Raw genomic sequence first — 20193 nt, 5'->3', positions numbered from 1 at the left:
TATAATGATAAGACACTACAAGTCTTTAATCGTTTAATCTAAGCAAAAATATTGCCATAAAAGAATAAGGCCCTAGATTTATCCTATGAGCAGGTCATTCTGGAGCCTTATATAGTATAATTGATTATTCCGCGATAAGCTTTATTTTCCGTTCTACAGAGACATTATCGCCAGTTAATGCATTACCATCTTTGTCAATTAGCGTGAGTTTGATAACGTTTTCGCCTAAGGGAAGATTGAGTACTTCATAAGGGACCCATTGGTCGAGCATGAATTCCTGCCCATTAATGTCTGCTTTGATTTTATTTCCGTCTGCAGCCAATGTTGTGTTTTCAACAAAGAAATCTAATAGTATGTTTTTGGTGTCAGCTCCTCTGTACTCGCCTTTTGGTCTGCTGTAGAATAGAGAGGGGGGTGTTACTTTTGGTAATTCTTCAATCTGAGCGTTGGCATTAACTCTGAATTTTAGCAATCTCGACGCATCAGCTGTTTTGATCGATTCATGAAATGACCTAGATAGAAAGGACATTAAGTAGTGTTCGGAGTTGAGTGCAACGGTAACGCTATGTTCGGGTTTATATAGTGCAGCATAAGGGGTATTATCCAGGATAAAATGTATGTGCTGGCCCTCATGGGAGTTCGCCATATTATGGGTATGGGCAGTCTGTTCGGTCAGATTGAAGTTGTGTACGTTGTATTTTACGGTGACTTTTGCAGAGTCATTGCCAACTTTTTCTCCTGTTATACTTGCTATGCTCAAAGTAGCTCCTGGGAAATCCTTTGCATGAGCGATGGGGTTCACCGTTATAGCGCCGACTGTATCTTTCAACAGTGTGCTATCTTTGACTTCACCTTCCGTATTTTTTGTGGGGCCATTACAGGCACTAAAGGAAGCTAGTAATGTCAGTGCTGTAATGCTACATATCCAATTTTTCATAATATTAACGTTTATGTGTGAATTTAATGTAACGTATACAACAGCTGGATTGCCGTATTTGTTTTTGAGGAATAAAAAAACAGGCTTCCTTTATAAAGGAAGCCTGTTTCATGCTTTTTACATTTGGTTATGCTTCAAAAGCAATAAGTAAAGATTCTTTGATGGCAGCGAGAGCTGTCGCTAGGTCTGCTTCTGTATGGGCTGCGGATATAAATCCTACTTCATAACCCGATGGGCCAAAATATATTCCTCTATTGAGCAACTCACGGTGCATTTTTTTATAATACAACATAGAATTCGGATCAATCTGATCAGCACGCTGTATGCGTTCTGAAGTTGCAAAGGCAAACCAAAAGATCGATCCTACTGTAAATATTTTTACATCAAGTTGTTTTTCGTTAATGAACGATTGAATTTCATTAACGAAAGCCTGTGTTGTCTGTTCTAATTTTTCATAGAATCCGGGCTGCGACAATATGCGTAAGGCTGCTATCCCTGCTGCCATAGCCACTGGATTGCCCGATAATGTGCCCGCCTGATAAACATTCCCATCAGGTGATATATTTGACATGATTTCGGACGATGCACCATAAGCACCCACAGGCATACCACCACCTATAATCTTACCGTAGGTAAGTATATCGGGTTGTATATCGTAATATTTTGCAGCGCCTTCAAAACCTAAGCGAAAGCCGGTTATAACCTCGTCAAAAATTAATAAAGCACCATTGTCTTTCGTTATTTTTCGTAAGAATTGGATATACTCTTTATCTTGGATAAGTAGTCCATTGTTGGCAGGGATACCCTCGATTATTACTGTTGCAATCTGGTCTTTGAAATCAGAGAAAACTTTCTCCAATGCTTCTTTATCATTTAGAGCAATTACGATTGTCTCGTCGGCAAATGATTTGGGTACTCCAGCAGAAGAAGTTTCTCCAAAGGTGACCAAGCCTGATCCCGCTTTTACAAGAAGTGAATCGGAGTGACCGTGGTAACAGCCTTCGAATTTGACGATTTTACTTCTATTGGTATAGCCACGTGCTAGCCTAATTGCAGACATAACTGCTTCGGTACCTGAACTAACAAAGCGTATCTTCTCTATATATTTATTGTGTGTTAATATCAGGTCGGCAAGTTCGTTTTCGAGGCGGGTAGGAGCTCCAAAGCTCAATCCCTTACCCAATTGGGCTTGTACCGCTTCACGGATTTCTGGATTATTATGTCCTAGGATCAAAGGACCCCAAGAGCAACAGAAGTCGATGAACTCGTTGTTGTCCGCATCCCAGAGGCGCGAACCATCTCCGCGTTCAATAAATAATGGACTGCCGTATACGGATTTAAACGCACGTACAGGAGAGTTGACCCCTCCTGGAAAATAATTTTTAGCCTTTTCAAAAAGTTGAGCCGATTTCTCTCTTGATATATCTTTTGTCGCCATAACGTTAATAAGAGTTTATTTTTTTCAGATCTATTTTACCCAGCCCTTTTCTATGACCTCTTTTGCATGATAGGTCAATATCGAGGTTGCCCCAGCACGGCGGAAACTTAATAGTGTTTCCATAATCACAGCTTCTGAAAGCCATCCATTTGCTATTGCAGCTTTAAGCATAGCATATTCTCCTGATACATTGTAGGCTGCTATCGGTAGGTCAAAATTGTCATGCAATAGCTTGATGATATCTAAGTAAGGAAGACCTGGTTTTACCATAAGGAAATCTGCCCCTTCTTCCATATCCAGTTGTGCTTCGATCAGTGCTTCTCTGCTATTTGCAGGATTCATCTGATAGGTTTTTTTATCTCCATTTTTTGGAGCCGATCCTAAGGCATCACGGAATGGACCATAGTATGCTGAAGCATACTTTGCCGTATAGGACATCAGGGATACATCGGTATACCCGTTTGAATCCAGGATTTCTCTGATATAGCCAATTCGTCCATCCATCATATCGGAAGGAGCGATAATATCAGCTCCAGATTGAGCATGGGCTAGTGCCATTTTACCTAAAACCTCCAGTGTCTCATCGTTTAAGATTTCGCTATTTTTTACGATACCATCATGACCATCGGAGCTATAAGGGTCCATAGCGACATCGGTCACAACGCATGCCTCAGGGAAGTTCTTTTTTACGGCCTCAATAGCGCGCAAATAAAGCGTACCTTCTCTATAGCTCTCTGTTGCGTATTTATCTTTCAGTGCTTCTTCTACAGCAGGGAATAAGTCAAATGCGTTCAAACCGATTTTGAGACAGCTTTCTACTTCTCTAAGCAAGTTGTCTATAGAGTAGCGATAGATACCTGGCATGGATTTTACCTCTACTTTTTGGTTCTCCCCGTCTACAATAAATAGAGGGAAGATTAGATTAGCTGCTGATACGTGTGTTTCCTGTATCATATTACGAATGACAGGAGACTTTCTGTTTCTTCTAGGGCGTTTTAACATTTCTTAGTCTTTTAGTACGAAGTTCGATTTACATATCCAGTCCAAATATGGCTTCGGCAAGTCCCATTTCATCGGGTGAGAAGGGTAGGGTATAAGAAAGCCCCATTTCTTCTATGGCCTGTGCTGTGGAGTAACCGATACATATTATCTTTTGACCTGGGTCTGCAAGGTTTTCTTTGAAGTAGGCTTGTACATTGCTTGGGCTAGTGAAAACTAATACCTCAGCATTGGATTTGTCAACCTCTTCTTCGAGTACCGTTTCGTAAATCGGCATATCTATAATATGCGTATTTGGGGTCAAAGCTTTTTGTATACTTTGTAATGAGTCTTTGGCTCTAGGTATGAGGACGGTTTGCCCGTCGACCAATTCGGCAAAAGCTTGTGCGATAGCTTCTGTACTGATACCAAGATCGTCTCCAGAAAAGTCTGCTACCCGACCGAATTTTCGTAGGGTAGATTCCGAACCTCTTCCTAATACCGCAATTTTAGTCTTTTTCAGAATGAGTGGGTCAAGGGCGAAGAAATGCTCGATAGCATTTTTACTGTTGAAAAATATCCAATCGGCTCTTTTCAATATAAAGGAGTCGAGGACATTGATCGTTGGGTATATTTTTATCAACGAGCGTGCGTCGATCTGTATGTTATGCTTTTTTAAGTAGCGGCCCAAATACGAGTTTTCATCCAGATCTCTTGTAATAAACAATGAGGAAGGAAGTTTTCTGGATTTGTCATACTTGTTGAATATGGCTTCAGCCATTCCTTCTGTTGTGTCGGCCTGTAGGTATAGGCGATCTGGAAAATCCTCGTTGTCTTCTGCAATAGAAGTCCAAGATTCAAATTTGCCATCACGTTCGCGGCAGTAACAACCTAGCGGAGCGTGACAACCTGCGTCAAACATGTTGAGTACCTTTCTTTCTACAGCGATCGTCTGTGCGACTTTGGTGTCATTGATTTTTTGTAGTGTATTAAAGAGCTCCTGGTCAGATTCTCTGATTTGGATAGCCAATACTCCCTGAGCAGGGGCGGGTATTATTTCTACTGGTGCGATCTCTTCAATATGGAAATCCGAAAGCTCCATGTTAATACGGTTTACACCTGCTTTTGCTAAGACAATAGCGTCGTATTTTTCATCCCGTAGTTTTTGAATCCGCGTTTGAAGATTACCACGAAGGTCATCAAATTCTAAGTCTGGACGAAGAGATAGCAATTGCGCTTTGCGTCTGTTTGAAGAGGTACCAACCGTAGCCGCATGTTTTATGGATAGACGTTTTGTAATATCAACACAGTCTTTATGGATGATGATTACTTCGGCAGGGTTTTCTCTTTCTGAAACCGCTGCAATGATTAGACCTGGAGGATTTACAGTAGGCAAGTCTTTGTGGGAGTGTACAGCTAGGTCAATCTGAGAAGATAATAGCTCTTCTTCGAGTTCTTTGGTGAAGAAGCCTTTTCCCTCTAGTTTATCAAGTCTAAGGTGTTGGATAATATCGCCTTGAGTCTTGATGATTTTTAATTCGGCCTCTATGCCAATTTCCGCTAATCTGTCTTTTACAAAGTTAGCCTGCCACAGTGCAAGCTCACTGCCTCGAGTTCCAATAATTAGTTTTCTATTCAACATGGATTGTTTATGTTACGAAAAATACCATGGCAAATTTAGCCAAATACCCTAATAATCTGATCATATAATGTCAGAATAAAGTATCTTTTAGGAAGATTATCGTAAATTAATTGTTTTCGAATTCGGTGTTCTTAACCAAGATCTCTTTTGCCATTACCATTGGAACTTTTATGTATTTTTTTTCCATGTAGTTAATGACCTTTTCTAGTACTTCACGCGCCTGCGGATCAAGTTTACTAACATCTTGGGCAAAAATCTCATTCAACGCAATTTCCCGAATTTCTTTTATTTTGTCAGGTACCTGACGCATTGCCACTTCAACGCGACGCTGTTTAATAAGTGGAAGAAATTCTTTGATGTTTTCGTTGATTATTTTTTCGGCAGCTGTCAGTTCTCCATAGCGTTCTTGGAGGTTTTTCTCTGCGATAGCTTGTAAACCGCTTACTTCAATATAGTGAATTGCATTGTCGGGGATGACTTCCGCGTTTATGTCGTTTGGTATTGCTAAATCGACGACGATCTTTTTATCGGTATCTCCCTGTAATAAGTTTTGATATAGATTGTTGTCGATAATAGATTCAGATGCACCGGTACAGGTGATCATAATATCAAAACCTCCTTTGTAGTCTGCCAGCTGGCTTAGTGGATAAGCTTCACAGTTTAGCTCTTTGGCAAGTGATTTTGCATTTTCAATTGTTCTATTAAAAACGACAAAATTTGAAAGTTTATGCTTTTTTAAATATTTCGCTAGGTTCTGGTTCGTCTCTCCCGAGCCAATCACTAGTATTCTAGGATTTCCTAATAGTTTTACTTCTTTCAGCTTGCGGTATGCCAGCGATACGACAGAAATCGGATTCCGAGAAATGTTGGTATGGGTGTAGACTTCTTTAGCTGTCTTTACAAGGCGATCCATCATGAGGCGAAGAAAGTCTCCTGTAAATCCAGCCTCTTTGCACTTTTCGTAAGCTCTTCTAACCTGAGCTAAAATTTCTTTTTCACCTACGACTAAGCTTTCTAAGGAACAAGACATTCTGAAAAGGTGATTTAATGCCTCTAGTCCAGAATAACGGTTTACTTGTCCTAGATAGCATTGAAGCCTTTCTGATGGCACGCAGAAGTTCATCTTATCCATGAAGTGTGCGATAAAATCATCAGTCAGTTCATGGGCTCCGTAGAAAACAAATTCCACACGGTTACATGTTGCAATATAGAATATCTCAGGGATGTCTAAGTTGTTTTTTAGATTGATTAATCTGGAATCTAACTCTTCGTTACAAATCACCAAATTGCCCAAATCTTTTAGGTCAACATGTTTGTGGGTAAATGCTATAACTTTTAAATTCTTCAACGCCTTGGTAATCTAGCCTCTATTATATTGATGCAAATGTAGACTAAAACCTCGGGTGTTATGTCAAAAATCTGTCAAACGAGCTAATTTAGAAGGTTTATAAATAATGTTAATTTTTTGTTAAATCGCTTTTTTACAGGGATTTGTTTGGGTTTGTGCTTCAGGTATTCCGTAGCCTCGGCTTCTTTGGGTTTTAGTCTGAGAGCAGGTGACATCTACCTGTTTTGCACAAATAAAGTTAATTCAGAGATTAGTTACTCTTTTAAACTATTGTAGATGGAGGGAGACTGGAGAAGTAAATGTTGATTTAAATTGCAGTTGAGTGCATGTTTCGCGAAAGAGAATAGGGTGCCTGCAAGGTGAAAAAATATTATTAATTGCGTTTAAAGTCTTTTGACATTCAAAAATTGAAATCTACCTTTACGTTATGTATGTGCTTAATAAAATATACGCATTGCTAGGGATAGTTATTGCGGCGTTTTCAACAGTGTTTTGTCCTTTTCTCAAGGTACCATTGGTCGGAAACTGGAACTTGTATCAGACGGATCTCATTCTTTTCGGAGGAACAATAGGACTCTTAGGAGTACTGGTTCTTTTTTTTACACTTAGAAAGGTGAGTTGGTTCCGGTGGACATCTTACCTGCTCTTGATTTGGTGTGCGGTCGCTTTTTTGGGTGTCTATTTTAAGATAAACAATTATTTTGGGATGAAATTTGTTGATGGTATCCTAGCTAAGACATTGCATTTGAAATGGGGGTGGCTCGTTTTATTTATAGGGGTATTCATCTCAGTGCTGAGTGTTAAAAAGGTCAAAGAGATTAATTGATTTACAATCTAAACAATATGAGAGCTAAGCAGATAAATAATACGCCCATTAATCAGATTATGCTGATTCTGATTATTCTTTTGATCTGCATTTTGATTTTTAAGAATCTGCTGTATTATCTGCCAGGTTTCTTGGGAGCAATTACCCTGTATATCTTATTCCGAAGTTCCTATTTTTCACTTACTGAAGGACGCAAGTGGAATAAGTCCACTACCAGTGTCATGTATATTTTTATCTCTATAGTCTTTATCGTGTTGCCAATATGGGCTATTGTAGATTATTTAGCACCTCAGTTGTCTACATTTTTGACGAATACGGATCGATTAGTTGATCAGTTTAACTTGATCAAGGAGTATATGAAAGATAAACCGCTGCTTAAGGATATCGATATGTCTGATGAGGCTTTATTGGCTTTTGTGCAGCGACTCACCAGATATATACCCAATATTGTAAACTCTGTTGTCGAGGTGGTTATTAATGTGGTCGTAACCCTGTTTGTCCTTTACTTCATGCAGGTACATGGAAAAGCAATGGAGCGTGCTATAGAAAGAGCAATACCTTTTTCTATTCGTAGTAAGAATGAGATTTGGAATGAGGTAAATCTGATGGTACGGTCAAATGCGTTAGGTATTCCAATTTTAGGTATTTGTCAAGGTCTGGTCGCTATGTTGGGATATTGGATTTTCGGGGTGGAGAACTTTGTGCTTTTGGGGGTGCTTACAGGGGTCGCCTCAATTGTTCCGGTCTTAGGAACCATGACTATTTATGTCCCAGTTACCGTTATGGTCTTAGCATCTGGAGAGACAGCTAGTGGTATTGGTCTGGGGATCTATTGCTTTTTCTTGGTGGGGGGTATCGACAATATATTGCGGTTTACGATATTGAAAACCTTAGGAAACGTACCACCAATGATAACCGTATTTGGAGTACTATTAGGATTAAATATGTTTGGTATGCTTGGACTTATCTTTGGCCCACTTATCCTCTCCTCAGTAGGGGTTTTAATTAAGGTCTATAGTAATGAATTTGGACGGCAATCGGCCGATGTGTTTGCACGAGAGAAAGAAGAATAGCAAATAGGTGTAAAAGTGACCACTTACTTTTTTTTAAAATATATTTTCAGTTATTATAAATATCTGCTTATGTTTGTAACACAAAGGGAGATGAAAAGAAATACTTTGTGAGTCTTTACTCACAATTGTAACCAACAAAAAGTAAACAACTGAATATTGATAGACGGCAAAGTCTTAAAACTTGAAAGAAATTTTTCTATCCAATTATAAACTAATTTTGATGAAGACTTGTCCACTTGCCCGTGACAAGTCTTTTTTTTTCTGAAAATGTAGATTTAAAAGGCGATCAAGAACTTTTACCACTGCCATTGATTCAATAGCAGGGATGAAAGTTTTATTTCAGGTGTTCGTGAATACAAAGCATTTTGTCTAATTTTGTAAGAGATGAGGTGTTGACATTTGTTGATGCCTGGTATTATTATTTTAAATATTCATATAGCATGGGAACGGAAAGTAAGAGACAACAAAGATTCGCGGGAGTAATCCAACAGGATTTGGCCGAACTGTTTTTACGGGATGGCAAGAATTGGGCTCCTGGGGCTTTTATAACAGTAACAAAAGTTCGTGTTACTCCAGATCTTGCGATAGCTCGTGTATACCTTAGTTTTTTGAATACCAATACAGCCAAAACTGATATTGCAAGCATTAAGGCTAAGGTTAGTGAAATCAGGTATAAACTAGGAGCACGAATTAAGAATCAGGCTCGAATCGTACCTGATTTGGAGTTTTTTCTGGACGATACAAACGAATATGTGGAGCATATGGATCGCCTTTTTGACGAAATCAGTAAGGAACCGAGACAGCCAGATTAGTAGTTCTAAGTCTATTTTCCCATGGTGTTTCAATTAGATGAAGATTTAATTTTGTTTCCCGATGTACAGTTGGCGGAGGAAGATGGGCTTCTAGCAGTAGGCGGAGATCTTCGTACAGAACGGTTGCTCGAGGCCTATAAGAAGGGGATATTTCCATGGTACAGCGATGATACACCTATTCTATGGTATGCTCCTCACGAGCGTTTTATTCTTTACCCTCAGCAGGTGAAGGTGAGCAAGTCGATGGCTAAGGTGCTTGCAAAAAATATATTTGAGCTATCCTTTAATACCTGTTTTGAAGATGTCATGCAGCAGTGTTCTACGGTAGCACGTAGAGGGCAGGATGGGACGTGGATTGTAGACGACATGTTGACTGCTTATGCCCGGTTACATCAAGAAGGTTATGCACATAGTATCGAAGTGCGTCAAGGCGGGAATCTTGTAGGCGGATTGTATGGTGTTTTGATAGGTAAGGTATTCTGTGGAGAGAGTATGTTTTCTAAGGTTCCTGATGCCTCAAAGGCAGCCTTAATTTACCTATGCCAAAACTTTGATCTGCAGCTGATTGATTGTCAGATTTATTCTTCGCATTTAGCATCAATGGGGGCGACTACAGTAGATGCATCTTTTTTTTATAGGAAACTACAACAACAAGAAGTTGAAATCAATGGATTACAAAAGTTATTTCGATATTCCTAAGGGATTGACTTACCTTAATACGCCAGGAAATGGGCTAATGCCTACAAAGCATTATGAATGGAGACGGGAATGGGAGCTTGCTTTTTTTGATCCTTTAGGTAGTTTAAGGGATCAACAGGTGGCTTTTATAAAGGGGGTAAAGTCGGAGATATCGGGTTTATTTAATTGTCCAGCAACCAATGTGTATGCTGTTCCGAACTTTTCCTTCGGCTTCAACGTGTTGCTGGAAGGTCTATCTAGGGAGTCTACGTTTTTATTGCTAGAGGATGATTACCCTTCATTAAACTATCCGGTGATAAGTCGAGGTTATCGTTATGATATTATAGCGATTGGAGATGGTCGATTAGAAGCCAACATTCGCGATGCACTCAAGCAGCAAAAAGCTGATGTACTTATACTAAGTATCGTACAGTATATAAGTGGACTTAAGATAGATCTTGATTTTATTAAGGAGCTTAAACGCGATTTTCCAGATCTTATTCTGATAGGTGATGCTACGCAGTATTTAGGAACCGAACCATTTGATTTTATCGAATCGGGCTTTGATGCGGTATGCGGTAGCGGTTATAAGTGGATGGTTGCAGGTTTTGGAAATGGTTACGTAATGCTGTCCGACAGATTAAAAGAAGTGCTATACGCAGATGCCCAGAAGCGGGAACGGCCTAAAGAGTTGATGTGGGAACACAAATCAATTCTTGATACGTTTTTTGAACCTGGGCACCAAGATGTACTTAGTCATGGAACATTGCTTCAATCTGTTCTTTTTTTTAAAGAAATAGGTCTATCCAACGTAAAGCAGCATTTAGATGATGTTGTGGACTATGCCTATGAGCGGTTTATTGATCGGAATTGGATTCTCCCAATCGTCGAAAGCAGGTCTTGTAGGTCTGGGCTGATCAATTTGCAAGTACCGCAGGATTGTTATCCCTTACTGCAGGAGGTGGGAATTAAATGTTTTCCGAGAGGAAAAGGAATCCGTATAGGGATTCATTTATATAATGATAAAGAAGACATTGACCGTGTCGTCGATGTGTTAAGTAAAGTGTGTTAAAAAGATGAATTTGAAGATAGGTGATTTGGTAAGGTTTGTAGAGGAACCGATTGAGGGACATATTACCTCTATTCAAGCCAACGATGTTATTGGGGTTACGGATGATACAGGTTTTGAAATTCCGGTTTTAAAAACCAAGGTTACTCTGGTTCACGGAAATATGAGGATGCCTGAAGATGAGCTGGAAGAAAGTGTTTCTACGGCAAATCTACCGTTTATTGATAAAGGAATTTTCATAGGCGTAGCAGGTGAACAAAAAAACGGTGTAGCTAAGTTTTATATCATTAATGAAACGTCTTTTGAGCTTTTGGTAAGTGTTTCTGTTTTATCTGCAACTAAGGTGACGGGCGTTTTTGGAAATTTGATTCCAACGCACGATTATGCACAGTTCTATATGGCTAATTTTGCTACTGTAGGTAAATGGCCTACGTTTCATATACAGATAATACAACATAGTAAGACACTCCAGCCACGGCAACAACCGTTGAATAAAGAGTTCCGTGTGAAACCACTGGATCTGATAAACTCTAAGGAACGTGTGGAGATGTTGAATGATAAGGTGTGGTTGTATGAACTGGATAAAGAAGAAGAGGATATTGGGTTAGATAAATTGAAATCCCATTTTATATCACACCGGCCGAATAAGTGATAAATGGCTATGCCATAAAAAAGCCTGCTTTAAATTATAAAGCAGGCTTTTATATTTTTCAACGTAAATACGCTGATTATTCTCCTAATTGAACGCGTTTGAACGCAGTAACAGTCAATCCTTTAGAAACAGAATCTAAGAATTGAGCGATGTTTTTAGAAGAGTCTTTTACGAACTCTTGGTTCAATAAAGTGTTCTCTTTGTAGAATTTATTCAATTTACCAGCAGCGATTTTTTCTACCATTTCTTCTGGTTTACCTTCTGCACGGATTTGCTCTTTAGCAATCTCTAATTCGCGCTCGATAGTTTTTGAATCAACACCATCTTTATCGATAGAAACCGGGTTCATTGCAGCGATTTGCATAGCTACATCTTTACCAGCTTCTTCAGCTCCTGCTGCGTCAGCAGAAAGACCTACTAATACACCTAAACGGTAGTTACCGTGGATATAAGCTACTACTTTTTCACCAGTTACGATTTCGAACTTAGAAACGTCGATTTTCTCTCCGATTACACCAGTTTGTTCGATTAAAGCTTCAGAAATAACTTTTCCATCAACTGTTAAAGCTTTTAATGCATCCAAAGAAGCTGGAGTGTTAGCTAAAGCTACATCAGCGATTTTATCTGCGAAAGCTACGAAATCAGCATTCTTAGCTACGAAGTCAGTTTCACAGTTAACTTCTACTACGATACCAGTTTTACCATCAGCTGAAGATTTAGCGATGATAACACCTTCGTTAGAATCACGGTCCTGACGGCTAGCAGCTACTTTAGCTCCTTTTTTGCGTAGGTAGTCAACAGCAGCTTCGAAATCGCCGTTTGCTTCTACTAGAGCTTTTTTACAATCCATCATACCTGCGCCTGTTTGTTGACGCAATTTGTTTACATCTGATGCAGAAATTTGTACTGACATGATATTTTATTTTTTTTAAAATTACAATTGTAGGATTAACAAAAGTATACTTTGTAAGTAAAGCTATTGTTAATGTTATAAAAAGAAACCGGATAGACGAGTTTGTTTAAGGAAGCTTTTCTTCCAGAAACCAACACTTGTCCATCCGGCTTAATATAGAATTATTATTCTACGTCTTTTGCTTTACGAGTGCGTTTTCCTGGAGTAGCATCTGTTGCTTCACCATTGTCAACTGCTGCTTTAGCTGCAACAGCTTCTTTTTCCGCATCTTCTTCTTTATCGCGTTTACGCTCTTCCAAACCTTCAACGATTGCTTGTCCGATAATTCCTGCGATTAAGCTAATAGATTTAGTAGCGTCATCATTTGCTGGAATAGGGAAGTCAATGTTAGTAGGATCAGAGTTTGTATCTACCATTGCAAAAGTAGGAATGTTCAATTTAATAGCTTCAGCTACTGCAATGTGCTCTTTTTTCACGTCGATGATGAATAAAGCTGCTGGTAGACGATTCAAATCAGCGATACCTCCTAAAAGGTTCTCTAATTTGATACGCTCACGCTGAATCATTAATTTTTCCTTTTTAGATAATACATCGAATGTACCGTCTTTTTGCATTTTGTCGATGTTAGACATCTTTTTGATAGACTTACGAACTGTTGCGAAGTTTGTAAGCATACCACCTAACCAACGCTCTGTAACATAAGGCATGTTTACATCCTTAGCTTGTTGTGCGATGATTTCTTTTGCTTGTTTTTTCGTTGCTACGAATAAAACTTTACGACCTGATTTTACGATTTGTTTGATAGCAGAAGCTGCTTCTTCTAATTTCGTAAGAGTCTTGTTTAAATCGATAATGTGAATACCGTTGCGTTCCATGAAAATGTACTTAGCCATTTTCGGGTCCCATTTACGAGTAAGGTGACCAAAGTGAACACCAGCATCCAATAAATCTTGATAAGTAGTTCTTGCCATTTTGTGATCCTCCTTTGATTAACGTTTACTGAATTGGAATCTTCTACGAGCTTTCTTGCGTCCTGGTTTTTTACGCTCAACCATACGGTCATCACGCGTTACTAAACCTTTAGCACGTAAAGCTGGTTTTACTTCTGGGTCTAGCTCAACTAGTGCTTTAGCAATTGCTAAACGTACAGCTTCTGCTTGACCTTTTACTCCGCCACCATGAACGTTAACTTTAACATCAAAATTTGTTAGTGACTCTGCTACTAATAAAGATTGAGTAGCAATGTACTGCAAAGGCAATGTTGGGAAATACTCTTTGTAGTCTTTACCATTGATGGTAATGTTTCCGCTTCCTGCTCCTAAGTAAATACGAGCAACAGCAGTTTTTCTTCTTCCTGAAGTGTTAGTTGTTGACATAATAATGCTCCTTAGAATTTAACGGGTTTTGGATTTTGTGCCTCATGTTTGTGTTCTCCACCAGCATAAACAAAAAGATTTTTGAATAACTGACGGCCAAGACGGTTCTTAGGTAACATACCACGAACAGCTTTCTCGATGATGCGCTCTGGGTGTTTTGCCATTAATTCCTTAGGAGATACAAAACGCTGACCACCTGGGTAGCCAGTGTAGCGAACATAAGTTTTGTCGCCTAATTTGTTTCCAGTCAATTTAACCTTGTCTGCATTGATAACAATCACGTTATCACCGCAGTCTACGTGTGGGGTGAATGTAGGCTTGTGTTTTCCACGAATTACTTTCGCAATTTCACTGGCCAAGCGCCCCAAGATCTCGCCCTCAGCGTCAACAACGATCCACTCTTTGTTAACGGTGTTCTTGTTGGCAGAGACAGTTTTGTAACTTAACGTATTCACTTGCTTTTATTTAATTAATTAAACTTGTTGTTATACCAATCGTAATCACTACAATTGGATTGCAAAGGTACGTTTTTTATTTCTTAAAACACAAGAGACGTTGCTCTTTTATTTTTGCTTTTATGTTTTAATTTTTTTCGAAGTGTAGATGTGTTTATCCGGGTTGGTGTATAAAGCGGTGTTGACTTGGGATAATTAATGGTCTTATGACCAAATTTAACATTTATTAAGGAGTTTCGGATTAAACTTTTTGATACTATTGTACTCTTTTTTTAAGGCAATATGTTACCTTAGTAAAGGTGTTACTATGATTTTGAAGATGGTTTTGAATATAAAAGCGATAGGTTTGCTAAAAAAAGTATTTGTATTTGGGGTGCTATTGTTTGCGGGAGCCGCAAATGCCCAACGTGTCGATCCCCCTTATAAGATGCAGTTGGCAAAGGTTGAAGAACGATTGAAGGTAGGTGATTTTAGGGAGGCTATGGGGGAAATGGATCGCATTACGGCTAAGTACCCGGATGCGGCTGAAGTGTATTACGCAAAGGCTTTGTTGTTCGGACAGACAGGTAATTATGACGAGGCTTTAGAAAATGCTAAAACCGCCTATCGATATGATGCAAATATTATGCACGCAAATCTTGTCGTAGAGCTTTATAAAAGTAAACAGAATTGGGCAGAAGCAAGTGTTCTATTAGAGGAACTTAGAGAGAGGTATACTGGAGTGCCTTCGATAGGACGGGATTTAATTATGGTTTTGTCTAATGCTAAGAAGTTGGATACAGCTATTAAGGTATATCAGGATGAGGTAGCTAGGGGACATGCTTCGGATACCTTGGATGTGGTTTTGGCTGATGTTTATGTGATGAACGATCGTCTCCAGGATGCGGAGTCGCTATTAGATCCGTGGGATGGTAAATCGACATTAAGGCATGTGTATGGAACACTGGGCTACGTTAATTTGCAAAAGGGAAAGACTAAACAAGCTATCGCAGTCTTAGAACGAGGAGTGAAATATAGTAAAGATCCGGTTCTATATTTGGATCTTGCAGATGCGTATAAAGCGGATGGAAAGATGAAGATGACTTTTGAGTCGCTAAAGCTTGCATTCGAGTCTAATCAGGTCGAGTTCGGCGATAAGCATCGTGTGATGCTGAATGTGATGCATCCTGATTTTAAGGGCTTCACCTTAGATCAAATTCAAACCTTGGCAAATACCTTAGTCTTGGTGCATCCGAGGATAGCAGAGAGTCATGTGGTCAAAGGTGAGGTGCTGTGGCGTAAAGGGAATACGGCAGAAGCCCGTTCGCTATTTCTTACCGCTGTAGGGATTAATCCTCGGCATGTTGATGCCTGGCGTATGTTAATCAATACTGATTTAGGATTGAATGAAGTAGACGAAGCTATTCGCCATGCGGATGAAGCTATCCGAGCAAATCCTGGTAATGCAATGTTAATGTACTTTTCTGGATTGGCTTTTATGGTAAAAGAGGATTTCGAAAAGACACGTATTATGTTGGAGATGGCTTTGGATCATAGCGAGGAGGAAAATACCTATTTGAGATCAATTATTTATAGCGGCTTGGGGGATCTATACCATCAGTTGAAAATGGATGCTGCTTCTGATGTGGCTTATGAGGAGGCTATACAGTTGGATAGTACCAATAGTACAGCTATGAATAATTTAGCTTATTATCTATCCATTCGGAAGAAGGATTTGGATAAGGCCGCAGTTTATGCAAAGAGAGCGAATGAAATAGATGCGAGCTCTGCTACCTTTCAAGATACCTATGCCTGGGTGCTCTTTCAACAGGGGGCATATAAAGAAGCGGCCTTTTGGATGGAAAAGGCCATTAAGTCTTCTTCATCCCCATCGGCTTTGCTATTCGAACACTATGGTGATATCCTAGTACAACTTGGTAGAGAAAAAGAAGCAGTTAAACAGTGGGAAAAAGCACTGTCTCTTGTTAAAGGTGATAATGTGGATGTAAATAAGATTAAGTTAAAAATAAAAGATAAACGATATGTGGAGTAGGTGTGTTCTGTTGTTACTAACATTATCCATTGTGTTGGGGTGTGGTAGTAAGAAGCAAGTGGTCGGTGCGAAGGGGGGAGAGGGAGCAGCGTATAAAAATGGAGCAGAAGGTTATTTGATTAATAACCTCGATTTTAGTACGTTTTCAGGTCGAGCAAAATCAAAAATTGAGTTTGATAATGAGAAGCACGACGTGACTTTGCATGTGCGCGTTTTGCGCGATCGGGAGATCTGGATCTCGGTTACTGCGACATTGATTAATTTTGAAGTGGCACGTGTTAAGATTACACCGGATAGCATTCAGATATTAAACAAAATGAGAAGTGAGTATGTTGCAAAGCGTTTCGATTATGTGCATCGTTATACAGGAGAGGGCGTTTCATTTTTTACTTTGCAGGATCTTTTGATGGCTAATGTGTCACAACCTTTGTTGAGGACGGACCAGATTACTGTGGCAAGTGCATCAAATGAGGTGCAGATTGTTGGAGTAAAGGATCAATTGGCTTTTCAGTACAGCTTGAATGAGAAGAACAGACCTAAGGTATTCCGGCTAAATGTTATCGGTCGAGATGATAACCTGGAATCCTTCTATAGTAATTTCGTAGTTTCTGGTGGCTATAATTTTCCACAGAATCAACAGATAAAACTTGGAGCAGGCGGAATGTCTATAAGTGCAATTTTAAATTACAATAAAGCCGATTTTAATCAGGATATAGATACGCCTTTTGTCGTGCCAGCTAAATATAAAATGGTAGAATAATGTGGTAAAGGTGTTAAAAAGTTATTTTTATTAGGCAAGTAAGTGAGATATGTTTATTTTTGGAGGTTATATAAAACGCTAAGTTTAGAAGTAGCAATTCATGGTTTTTAAGAAAATATTACTCAGTATATTTATAATTGGCGCATGTGCGCATTTCTCATACGGTCAAAGCAGTGCGGAATTAAAGAAGCAATTGGAAAAAATCAATGCGGATATTTCTGCCTTGAACAAAGAGTTATCTGCTAAAACTAAAGAAAAGCTCCTTTCCCAAAAGGAGGTCAACGCACTTAGCCGTCAGTTGAATTTACGGGAAGATAAGATTACAATCATCAATCGTGAATTAGGTAACCTGTCTAAGCAGATTGATGACAATACAAAATCGGTCGCAGCACTAAAAGTGGAGCTCGAAAAAATGCGTCAAGATTATGAGAAGATGATCATGTTTGCCTTCCGTAACAAGAATGCCTATAATAAAATGATGTTCATTTTTGCCTCCAAGGATTTTAACCAAGCTTTTAAAAGGGTGAAATATTTGCAACAGTTTAATGATGCCCGAAAGATTAAAGCAGCAGAAATCGAAGGTGTTAAAAAGGAGATAGAACTGAAGATTGCACGTCTGGAAGTGGATAGAAAAACACAGAATGAGCTATTGGCCGAGCAACGGAAAGAAAGAGATGTTATCGCCAAAGACCGTTCGGAGCATCAAGGGCAATTAAGCCAATTGGCAAAAGAGGAAAAGTCGTTCCAAGGTCAATTGTCTGCAAAACAACAAGAACGAAAAAAGTTAAATTCGTTGATAAAGGCCGCAATTGCTAGGGAGGCAGCAGAGGAGAGACGGAGAGCCGAAGAAGCACGGCAGAAAGCCGCTTTAGCGGAGTCGAAAAAAACGGGTAAATCTGTTGAGGATGCACGGAAGGAAATCGATAAGAGAAAAGGGGCCGATGTTATCGCGAGTACGCCTGAAGTCGCAAAACTGTCTGCAAGTTTTCAGGCTAACAGGGGTGGGTTACCTTGGCCTGTAGCGCAGGGTAATATCGTCCGTAATTATGGAAGTGTGGTTGTTGAGCATGGTGTAAGGGATTTTTATGACTATGTGCGTATTCGGACTGGGGATGGTGCCGCTGTAAAGTCAGTGTTCTCCGGAACAGTAGTACAAGTTGTAAGTATGGGAACCTCAGCCGTAGTCATAAAACATGGTAATTATTACACGGCATATTCAAATTTGAAGAGCACTTCAGTTAGCAAAGGCCAGTCAGTAAGTACAGGTACAGTAATCGGTACAGCGGCTGGAGATGCCGAAGAAGGGTTTACATATATTGATTTCAGTGTCTTCCAAGGAGAGACTGTTTTGGATCCATCTTCTTGGATAGCAAGATAGTTACGGGATATTAATTTATTAATATCTATATTTGTAATAAGGAGTGTTTATTGTAAAATTTTTTATAAGTATAATAGAACAAAATGTATACATCAAATTTATTATTTATAGGGACCCAAGAGATTATCATTATAGTTGTCTTGGTTCTGTTATTGTTCGGAGGAAAGAAGATTCCTGAATTAATGCGTGGTTTGGGACGTGGTGTTAAAGAATTTAAGGATGGGCAAAAGGAAGAGCCATCTGATCAAAAGAACAATACATCTGATAACACAAGCAATTCTTAATGATTGCTTTTATATAAGGAAAAGGATTTGATCTTCGTTTTGGAGGATTGAATCCTTTTTTATTTATAAACCTTGCCCACTAGTCGGCTGAAAAACTAGAAAGCATGAAATTTTCTATTACACTGTCAATCGCTGCTGTATTTGTGTACTCATGTACGATAGCTCAGGAAGTTGCGATTGATACCCAAAAAGAAGAACTGAATAGTTCGATGAATGCCTTTATAGAGCTTCAACAAAAGCAATTGGCGTCCCATCTCGATTCAATCAAGGAAAATATAGATCCAAACCTAGAAATCACCCCTGAAGACCTCGGGATACTGAGAAGGCTGAAGTCTATTTCGAAGGATGTGCCATTGGAGTTTAATTCACAGGTGCGGGTATATATTGGTAAATATGCATCTCAGAATTATAGACCCTATATGAATAGATTGCTTGGATTGAGCCAACATTATTTTTCTATATATGAAACTGTTTTTGAAGAGGCCAGGATACCAGAAGAGATCAAGTATCTTTCGTTAGTTGAGTCTTCATTAAACCCTCATTTGGTTTCTACTTCCGGGGCGGTTGGACCTTGGCAGTTTATGTATGCTACCGCCAAATTTTATGATTTGGAGATGAATAGTAATATCGATGAGCGAAAAGATGCTTATGCGGCGAGCTATGCTGTCGCTCGCTATATTAATGAAGCGCATACGCAGTTTAACGATTGGTTATTAGCCTTAGCTTCTTATAATTGTGGAAGAGGATGTGTACAACGCGCTATTCAACGGTCGGGATTCACCAACCCTTCCTTTTGGGAGCTAGCTCCATTCCTTCCTAAAGAGACGCAGAATTATATCCCCAAATATATTGCAATGACCTATGTTCTTTCAAATGCCGATTACTATGGCATAGAGGCAGAGACCACAGAGTTACAAATGGAGAGCAAGTTGATTATGGTGGATAAAAAGATAGCTTTGACAAATGTAGCTGAAGCTATCGGGGTATCTTTAGATCAGTTAAAGAAATACAATCCTGCTTTCAAGCAGAATGTTGTGGTCGGGTCGGTCGAGAAACCGCGACGCTTATTGTTGCCTATTACGGAGAATACAAATGATAGTCTTTTGTATTTAGCATTGAATGAAGCTGTACTGCCTCAGCAGTCAATTCGAAATGAAGAGGTAGAAACAAAGTTAGCTGTTCAAAGCCAAAAGAAATATAAAGTTAAAAGCGGTGAAACCTTGGTTAGTGTATCACGTAAGCTAGGGGTGTCGGTTCAAGATCTTGTGGCATGGAATGGCCTTTCCTCTAAAAGTAAGGTTGTAGGGCGTGTTTTGGTTGTAGAGAAGCCTGTAGACTCCCGTTTGGCAGAGAATGTAAAGACTGCTGCAGCTAAAAGGAAAAATACAAGTGTCGTTTATACGGTGCAAAGAGGAGATTCTTTGGATCGGATAGCCAATAAGTTCTCAGGAAGTTCAGTCTCCAAGCTGAAAGCTGACAATGGTTTAAAAAGTGATATGATTAAACCGGGAATGAAGCTTAAGATAAATAAAGGTTAGGGAT

Annotated in this window: 20 protein-coding genes; 11 read left to right on the top strand and 9 right to left on the bottom strand. The window is 39.3% G+C overall.

What is annotated here, in order from left to right; genetic code table 11:
- Positions 1 to 124: 124 nt before the first annotated feature.
- From CLV99_RS14680 to hemA, 5 genes are all read right to left on the bottom strand, one after another.
- Positions 125 to 937, bottom strand: a complete 813-nt coding sequence (locus tag CLV99_RS14680; protein ID WP_133585271.1) for a hypothetical protein — start codon at positions 935 to 937, stop codon at positions 125 to 127.
- Between the two features lie 127 nt (positions 938 to 1064).
- Positions 1065 to 2375, bottom strand: coding sequence for a glutamate-1-semialdehyde 2,1-aminomutase (gene hemL, locus CLV99_RS14675; protein WP_133585270.1), 1311 nt, complete (start codon positions 2373 to 2375; stop codon positions 1065 to 1067).
- Positions 2376 to 2405: 30 nt separating this feature from the next.
- Positions 2406 to 3377: a porphobilinogen synthase gene (gene hemB, locus CLV99_RS14670; protein WP_133585269.1), complete on the bottom strand. Its 972-nt coding sequence runs from the start codon at positions 3375 to 3377 to the stop codon at positions 2406 to 2408.
- Between the two features lie 28 nt (positions 3378 to 3405).
- Positions 3406 to 4995 carry a hydroxymethylbilane synthase gene (gene hemC / locus CLV99_RS14665; RefSeq protein WP_246032777.1) on the bottom strand — a complete coding sequence of 530 codons (1590 nt, stop codon included), beginning with the start codon at positions 4993 to 4995 and terminating at the stop codon, positions 3406 to 3408.
- 106 nt (positions 4996 to 5101) lie between these two features.
- Positions 5102 to 6343: a glutamyl-tRNA reductase gene (gene hemA / locus CLV99_RS14660; protein ID WP_133585268.1), complete on the bottom strand. Its 1242-nt coding sequence runs from the start codon at positions 6341 to 6343 to the stop codon at positions 5102 to 5104.
- Positions 6344 to 6776: 433 nt separating this feature from the next.
- Here hemA and CLV99_RS14655 point away from each other — a divergent pair, with 433 nt between their 5' ends.
- The 6 genes from CLV99_RS14655 (at position 6777) to CLV99_RS14630 (ending at position 11453) form a co-directional block, all read left to right on the top strand.
- Complete coding sequence (locus CLV99_RS14655; RefSeq protein WP_133585267.1) at positions 6777 to 7169, top strand: hypothetical protein; 393 nt, start codon at positions 6777 to 6779, stop codon at positions 7167 to 7169.
- Positions 7170 to 7186: 17 nt separating this feature from the next.
- On the top strand, positions 7187 to 8242 hold the full coding sequence (locus CLV99_RS14650) for an AI-2E family transporter (protein WP_133585266.1): 1056 nt from the start codon (positions 7187 to 7189) through the stop codon (positions 8240 to 8242).
- Positions 8243 to 8682: 440 nt separating this feature from the next.
- The gene (gene rbfA / locus CLV99_RS14645) at positions 8683 to 9054 is read left to right on the top strand and encodes a 30S ribosome-binding factor RbfA (RefSeq protein ID WP_133585265.1); all 372 of its coding nucleotides are present in this window, start codon (positions 8683 to 8685) and stop codon (positions 9052 to 9054) included.
- A 21-nt stretch (positions 9055 to 9075) separates the two neighbouring features.
- A complete protein-coding gene (gene aat, locus CLV99_RS14640; RefSeq protein ID WP_133585264.1) occupies positions 9076 to 9753 on the top strand; it encodes a leucyl/phenylalanyl-tRNA--protein transferase in 678 nt (225 codons plus the stop codon).
- The gene (locus tag CLV99_RS14635; protein ID WP_162850125.1) at positions 9722 to 10804 is read left to right on the top strand and encodes an aminotransferase class V-fold PLP-dependent enzyme; all 1083 of its coding nucleotides are present in this window, start codon (positions 9722 to 9724) and stop codon (positions 10802 to 10804) included. Before aat ends, CLV99_RS14635 begins: the two co-directional genes overlap by 32 nt.
- Before the next feature lie 4 nt (positions 10805 to 10808).
- Positions 10809 to 11453 carry a hypothetical protein gene (locus tag CLV99_RS14630; RefSeq protein ID WP_133585262.1) on the top strand — a complete coding sequence of 215 codons (645 nt, stop codon included), beginning with the start codon at positions 10809 to 10811 and terminating at the stop codon, positions 11451 to 11453.
- A gap of 76 nt (positions 11454 to 11529) precedes the next feature.
- On the opposite strand, the gene tsf is transcribed toward CLV99_RS14630, so the two are convergent.
- The 4 genes from tsf to rplM form a co-directional block, all read right to left on the bottom strand.
- Positions 11530 to 12366: a translation elongation factor Ts gene (gene tsf, locus CLV99_RS14625; protein ID WP_133585261.1), complete on the bottom strand. Its 837-nt coding sequence runs from the start codon at positions 12364 to 12366 to the stop codon at positions 11530 to 11532.
- Positions 12367 to 12530: 164 nt separating this feature from the next.
- Complete coding sequence (gene rpsB, locus CLV99_RS14620) at positions 12531 to 13337, bottom strand: 30S ribosomal protein S2 (protein WP_133585260.1); 807 nt, start codon at positions 13335 to 13337, stop codon at positions 12531 to 12533.
- Between the two features lie 18 nt (positions 13338 to 13355).
- The gene (rpsI, locus tag CLV99_RS14615; protein ID WP_021068909.1) at positions 13356 to 13742 is read right to left on the bottom strand and encodes a 30S ribosomal protein S9; all 387 of its coding nucleotides are present in this window, start codon (positions 13740 to 13742) and stop codon (positions 13356 to 13358) included.
- An 11-nt stretch (positions 13743 to 13753) separates the two neighbouring features.
- Positions 13754 to 14197, bottom strand: coding sequence for a 50S ribosomal protein L13 (gene rplM, locus CLV99_RS14610; RefSeq protein WP_133585259.1), 444 nt, complete (start codon positions 14195 to 14197; stop codon positions 13754 to 13756).
- Positions 14198 to 14504: 307 nt separating this feature from the next.
- On the opposite strand from rplM, the gene CLV99_RS14605 reads away from it, so the two are divergent.
- The 5 genes from CLV99_RS14605 to CLV99_RS14585 all read left to right on the top strand — a co-directional run bounded on the left by CLV99_RS14605 (position 14505) and on the right by CLV99_RS14585 (position 20189).
- A complete protein-coding gene (locus CLV99_RS14605; RefSeq protein WP_133585258.1) occupies positions 14505 to 16229 on the top strand; it encodes a tetratricopeptide repeat protein in 1725 nt (574 codons plus the stop codon).
- A complete protein-coding gene (locus CLV99_RS14600; RefSeq protein ID WP_133585257.1) occupies positions 16219 to 16989 on the top strand; it encodes a DUF4292 domain-containing protein in 771 nt (256 codons plus the stop codon). The genes CLV99_RS14605 and CLV99_RS14600 overlap by 11 nt, the downstream gene beginning before the upstream one ends.
- A 100-nt stretch (positions 16990 to 17089) precedes the next feature.
- A complete protein-coding gene (locus CLV99_RS14595) occupies positions 17090 to 18367 on the top strand; it encodes a murein hydrolase activator EnvC family protein (RefSeq protein WP_133585256.1) in 1278 nt (425 codons plus the stop codon).
- An 83-nt stretch (positions 18368 to 18450) separates the two neighbouring features.
- Positions 18451 to 18651 carry a twin-arginine translocase TatA/TatE family subunit gene (locus tag CLV99_RS14590; protein WP_133585255.1) on the top strand — a complete coding sequence of 67 codons (201 nt, stop codon included), beginning with the start codon at positions 18451 to 18453 and terminating at the stop codon, positions 18649 to 18651.
- Positions 18652 to 18755: 104 nt separating this feature from the next.
- On the top strand, positions 18756 to 20189 hold the full coding sequence (locus CLV99_RS14585) for a LysM peptidoglycan-binding domain-containing protein (protein WP_133585254.1): 1434 nt from the start codon (positions 18756 to 18758) through the stop codon (positions 20187 to 20189).
- Positions 20190 to 20193: the final 4 nt, after the last annotated feature.

Origin of the sequence: Sphingobacterium yanglingense, from assembly GCF_004363245.1 — a bacterium.
GTDB lineage: Bacteria > Bacteroidota > Bacteroidia > Sphingobacteriales > Sphingobacteriaceae > Sphingobacterium > Sphingobacterium yanglingense.
This window is presented reverse-complemented; position numbering and strand designations above follow the sequence as displayed.

Bases quoted from the DNA above. Each gene is read 5' to 3' on its own strand.
- CLV99_RS14680 (WP_133585271.1), bottom strand. From the start codon at position 937: ATGAAAAATTGGATATGTAGCATTACAGCACTGACATTACTAGCTTCC.
- hemL (WP_133585270.1), bottom strand. From the start codon at position 2,375: ATGGCGACAAAAGATATATCAAGAGAGAAATCGGCTCAACTTTTTGAA.
- hemB (WP_133585269.1), bottom strand. From the start codon at position 3,377: ATGTTAAAACGCCCTAGAAGAAACAGAAAGTCTCCTGTCATTCGTAAT.
- hemC (WP_246032777.1), bottom strand. From the start codon at position 4,995: ATGTTGAATAGAAAACTAATTATTGGAACTCGAGGCAGTGAGCTTGCA.
- CLV99_RS14650 (WP_133585266.1), top strand. From the start codon at position 7,187: ATGAGAGCTAAGCAGATAAATAATACGCCCATTAATCAGATTATGCTG.
- rbfA (WP_133585265.1), top strand. From the start codon at position 8,683: ATGGGAACGGAAAGTAAGAGACAACAAAGATTCGCGGGAGTAATCCAA.
- aat (WP_133585264.1), top strand. From the start codon at position 9,076: ATGGTGTTTCAATTAGATGAAGATTTAATTTTGTTTCCCGATGTACAG.
- CLV99_RS14635 (WP_162850125.1), top strand. From the start codon at position 9,722: ATGGATTACAAAAGTTATTTCGATATTCCTAAGGGATTGACTTACCTT.
- CLV99_RS14630 (WP_133585262.1), top strand. From the start codon at position 10,809: ATGAATTTGAAGATAGGTGATTTGGTAAGGTTTGTAGAGGAACCGATT.
- tsf (WP_133585261.1), bottom strand. From the start codon at position 12,366: ATGTCAGTACAAATTTCTGCATCAGATGTAAACAAATTGCGTCAACAA.
- rpsB (WP_133585260.1), bottom strand. From the start codon at position 13,337: ATGGCAAGAACTACTTATCAAGATTTATTGGATGCTGGTGTTCACTTT.
- rpsI (WP_021068909.1), bottom strand. From the start codon at position 13,742: ATGTCAACAACTAACACTTCAGGAAGAAGAAAAACTGCTGTTGCTCGT.
- CLV99_RS14605 (WP_133585258.1), top strand. From the start codon at position 14,505: ATGATTTTGAAGATGGTTTTGAATATAAAAGCGATAGGTTTGCTAAAA.
- CLV99_RS14600 (WP_133585257.1), top strand. From the start codon at position 16,219: ATGTGGAGTAGGTGTGTTCTGTTGTTACTAACATTATCCATTGTGTTG.
- CLV99_RS14595 (WP_133585256.1), top strand. From the start codon at position 17,090: ATGGTTTTTAAGAAAATATTACTCAGTATATTTATAATTGGCGCATGT.
- CLV99_RS14590 (WP_133585255.1), top strand. From the start codon at position 18,451: ATGTATACATCAAATTTATTATTTATAGGGACCCAAGAGATTATCATT.
- CLV99_RS14585 (WP_133585254.1), top strand. From the start codon at position 18,756: ATGAAATTTTCTATTACACTGTCAATCGCTGCTGTATTTGTGTACTCA.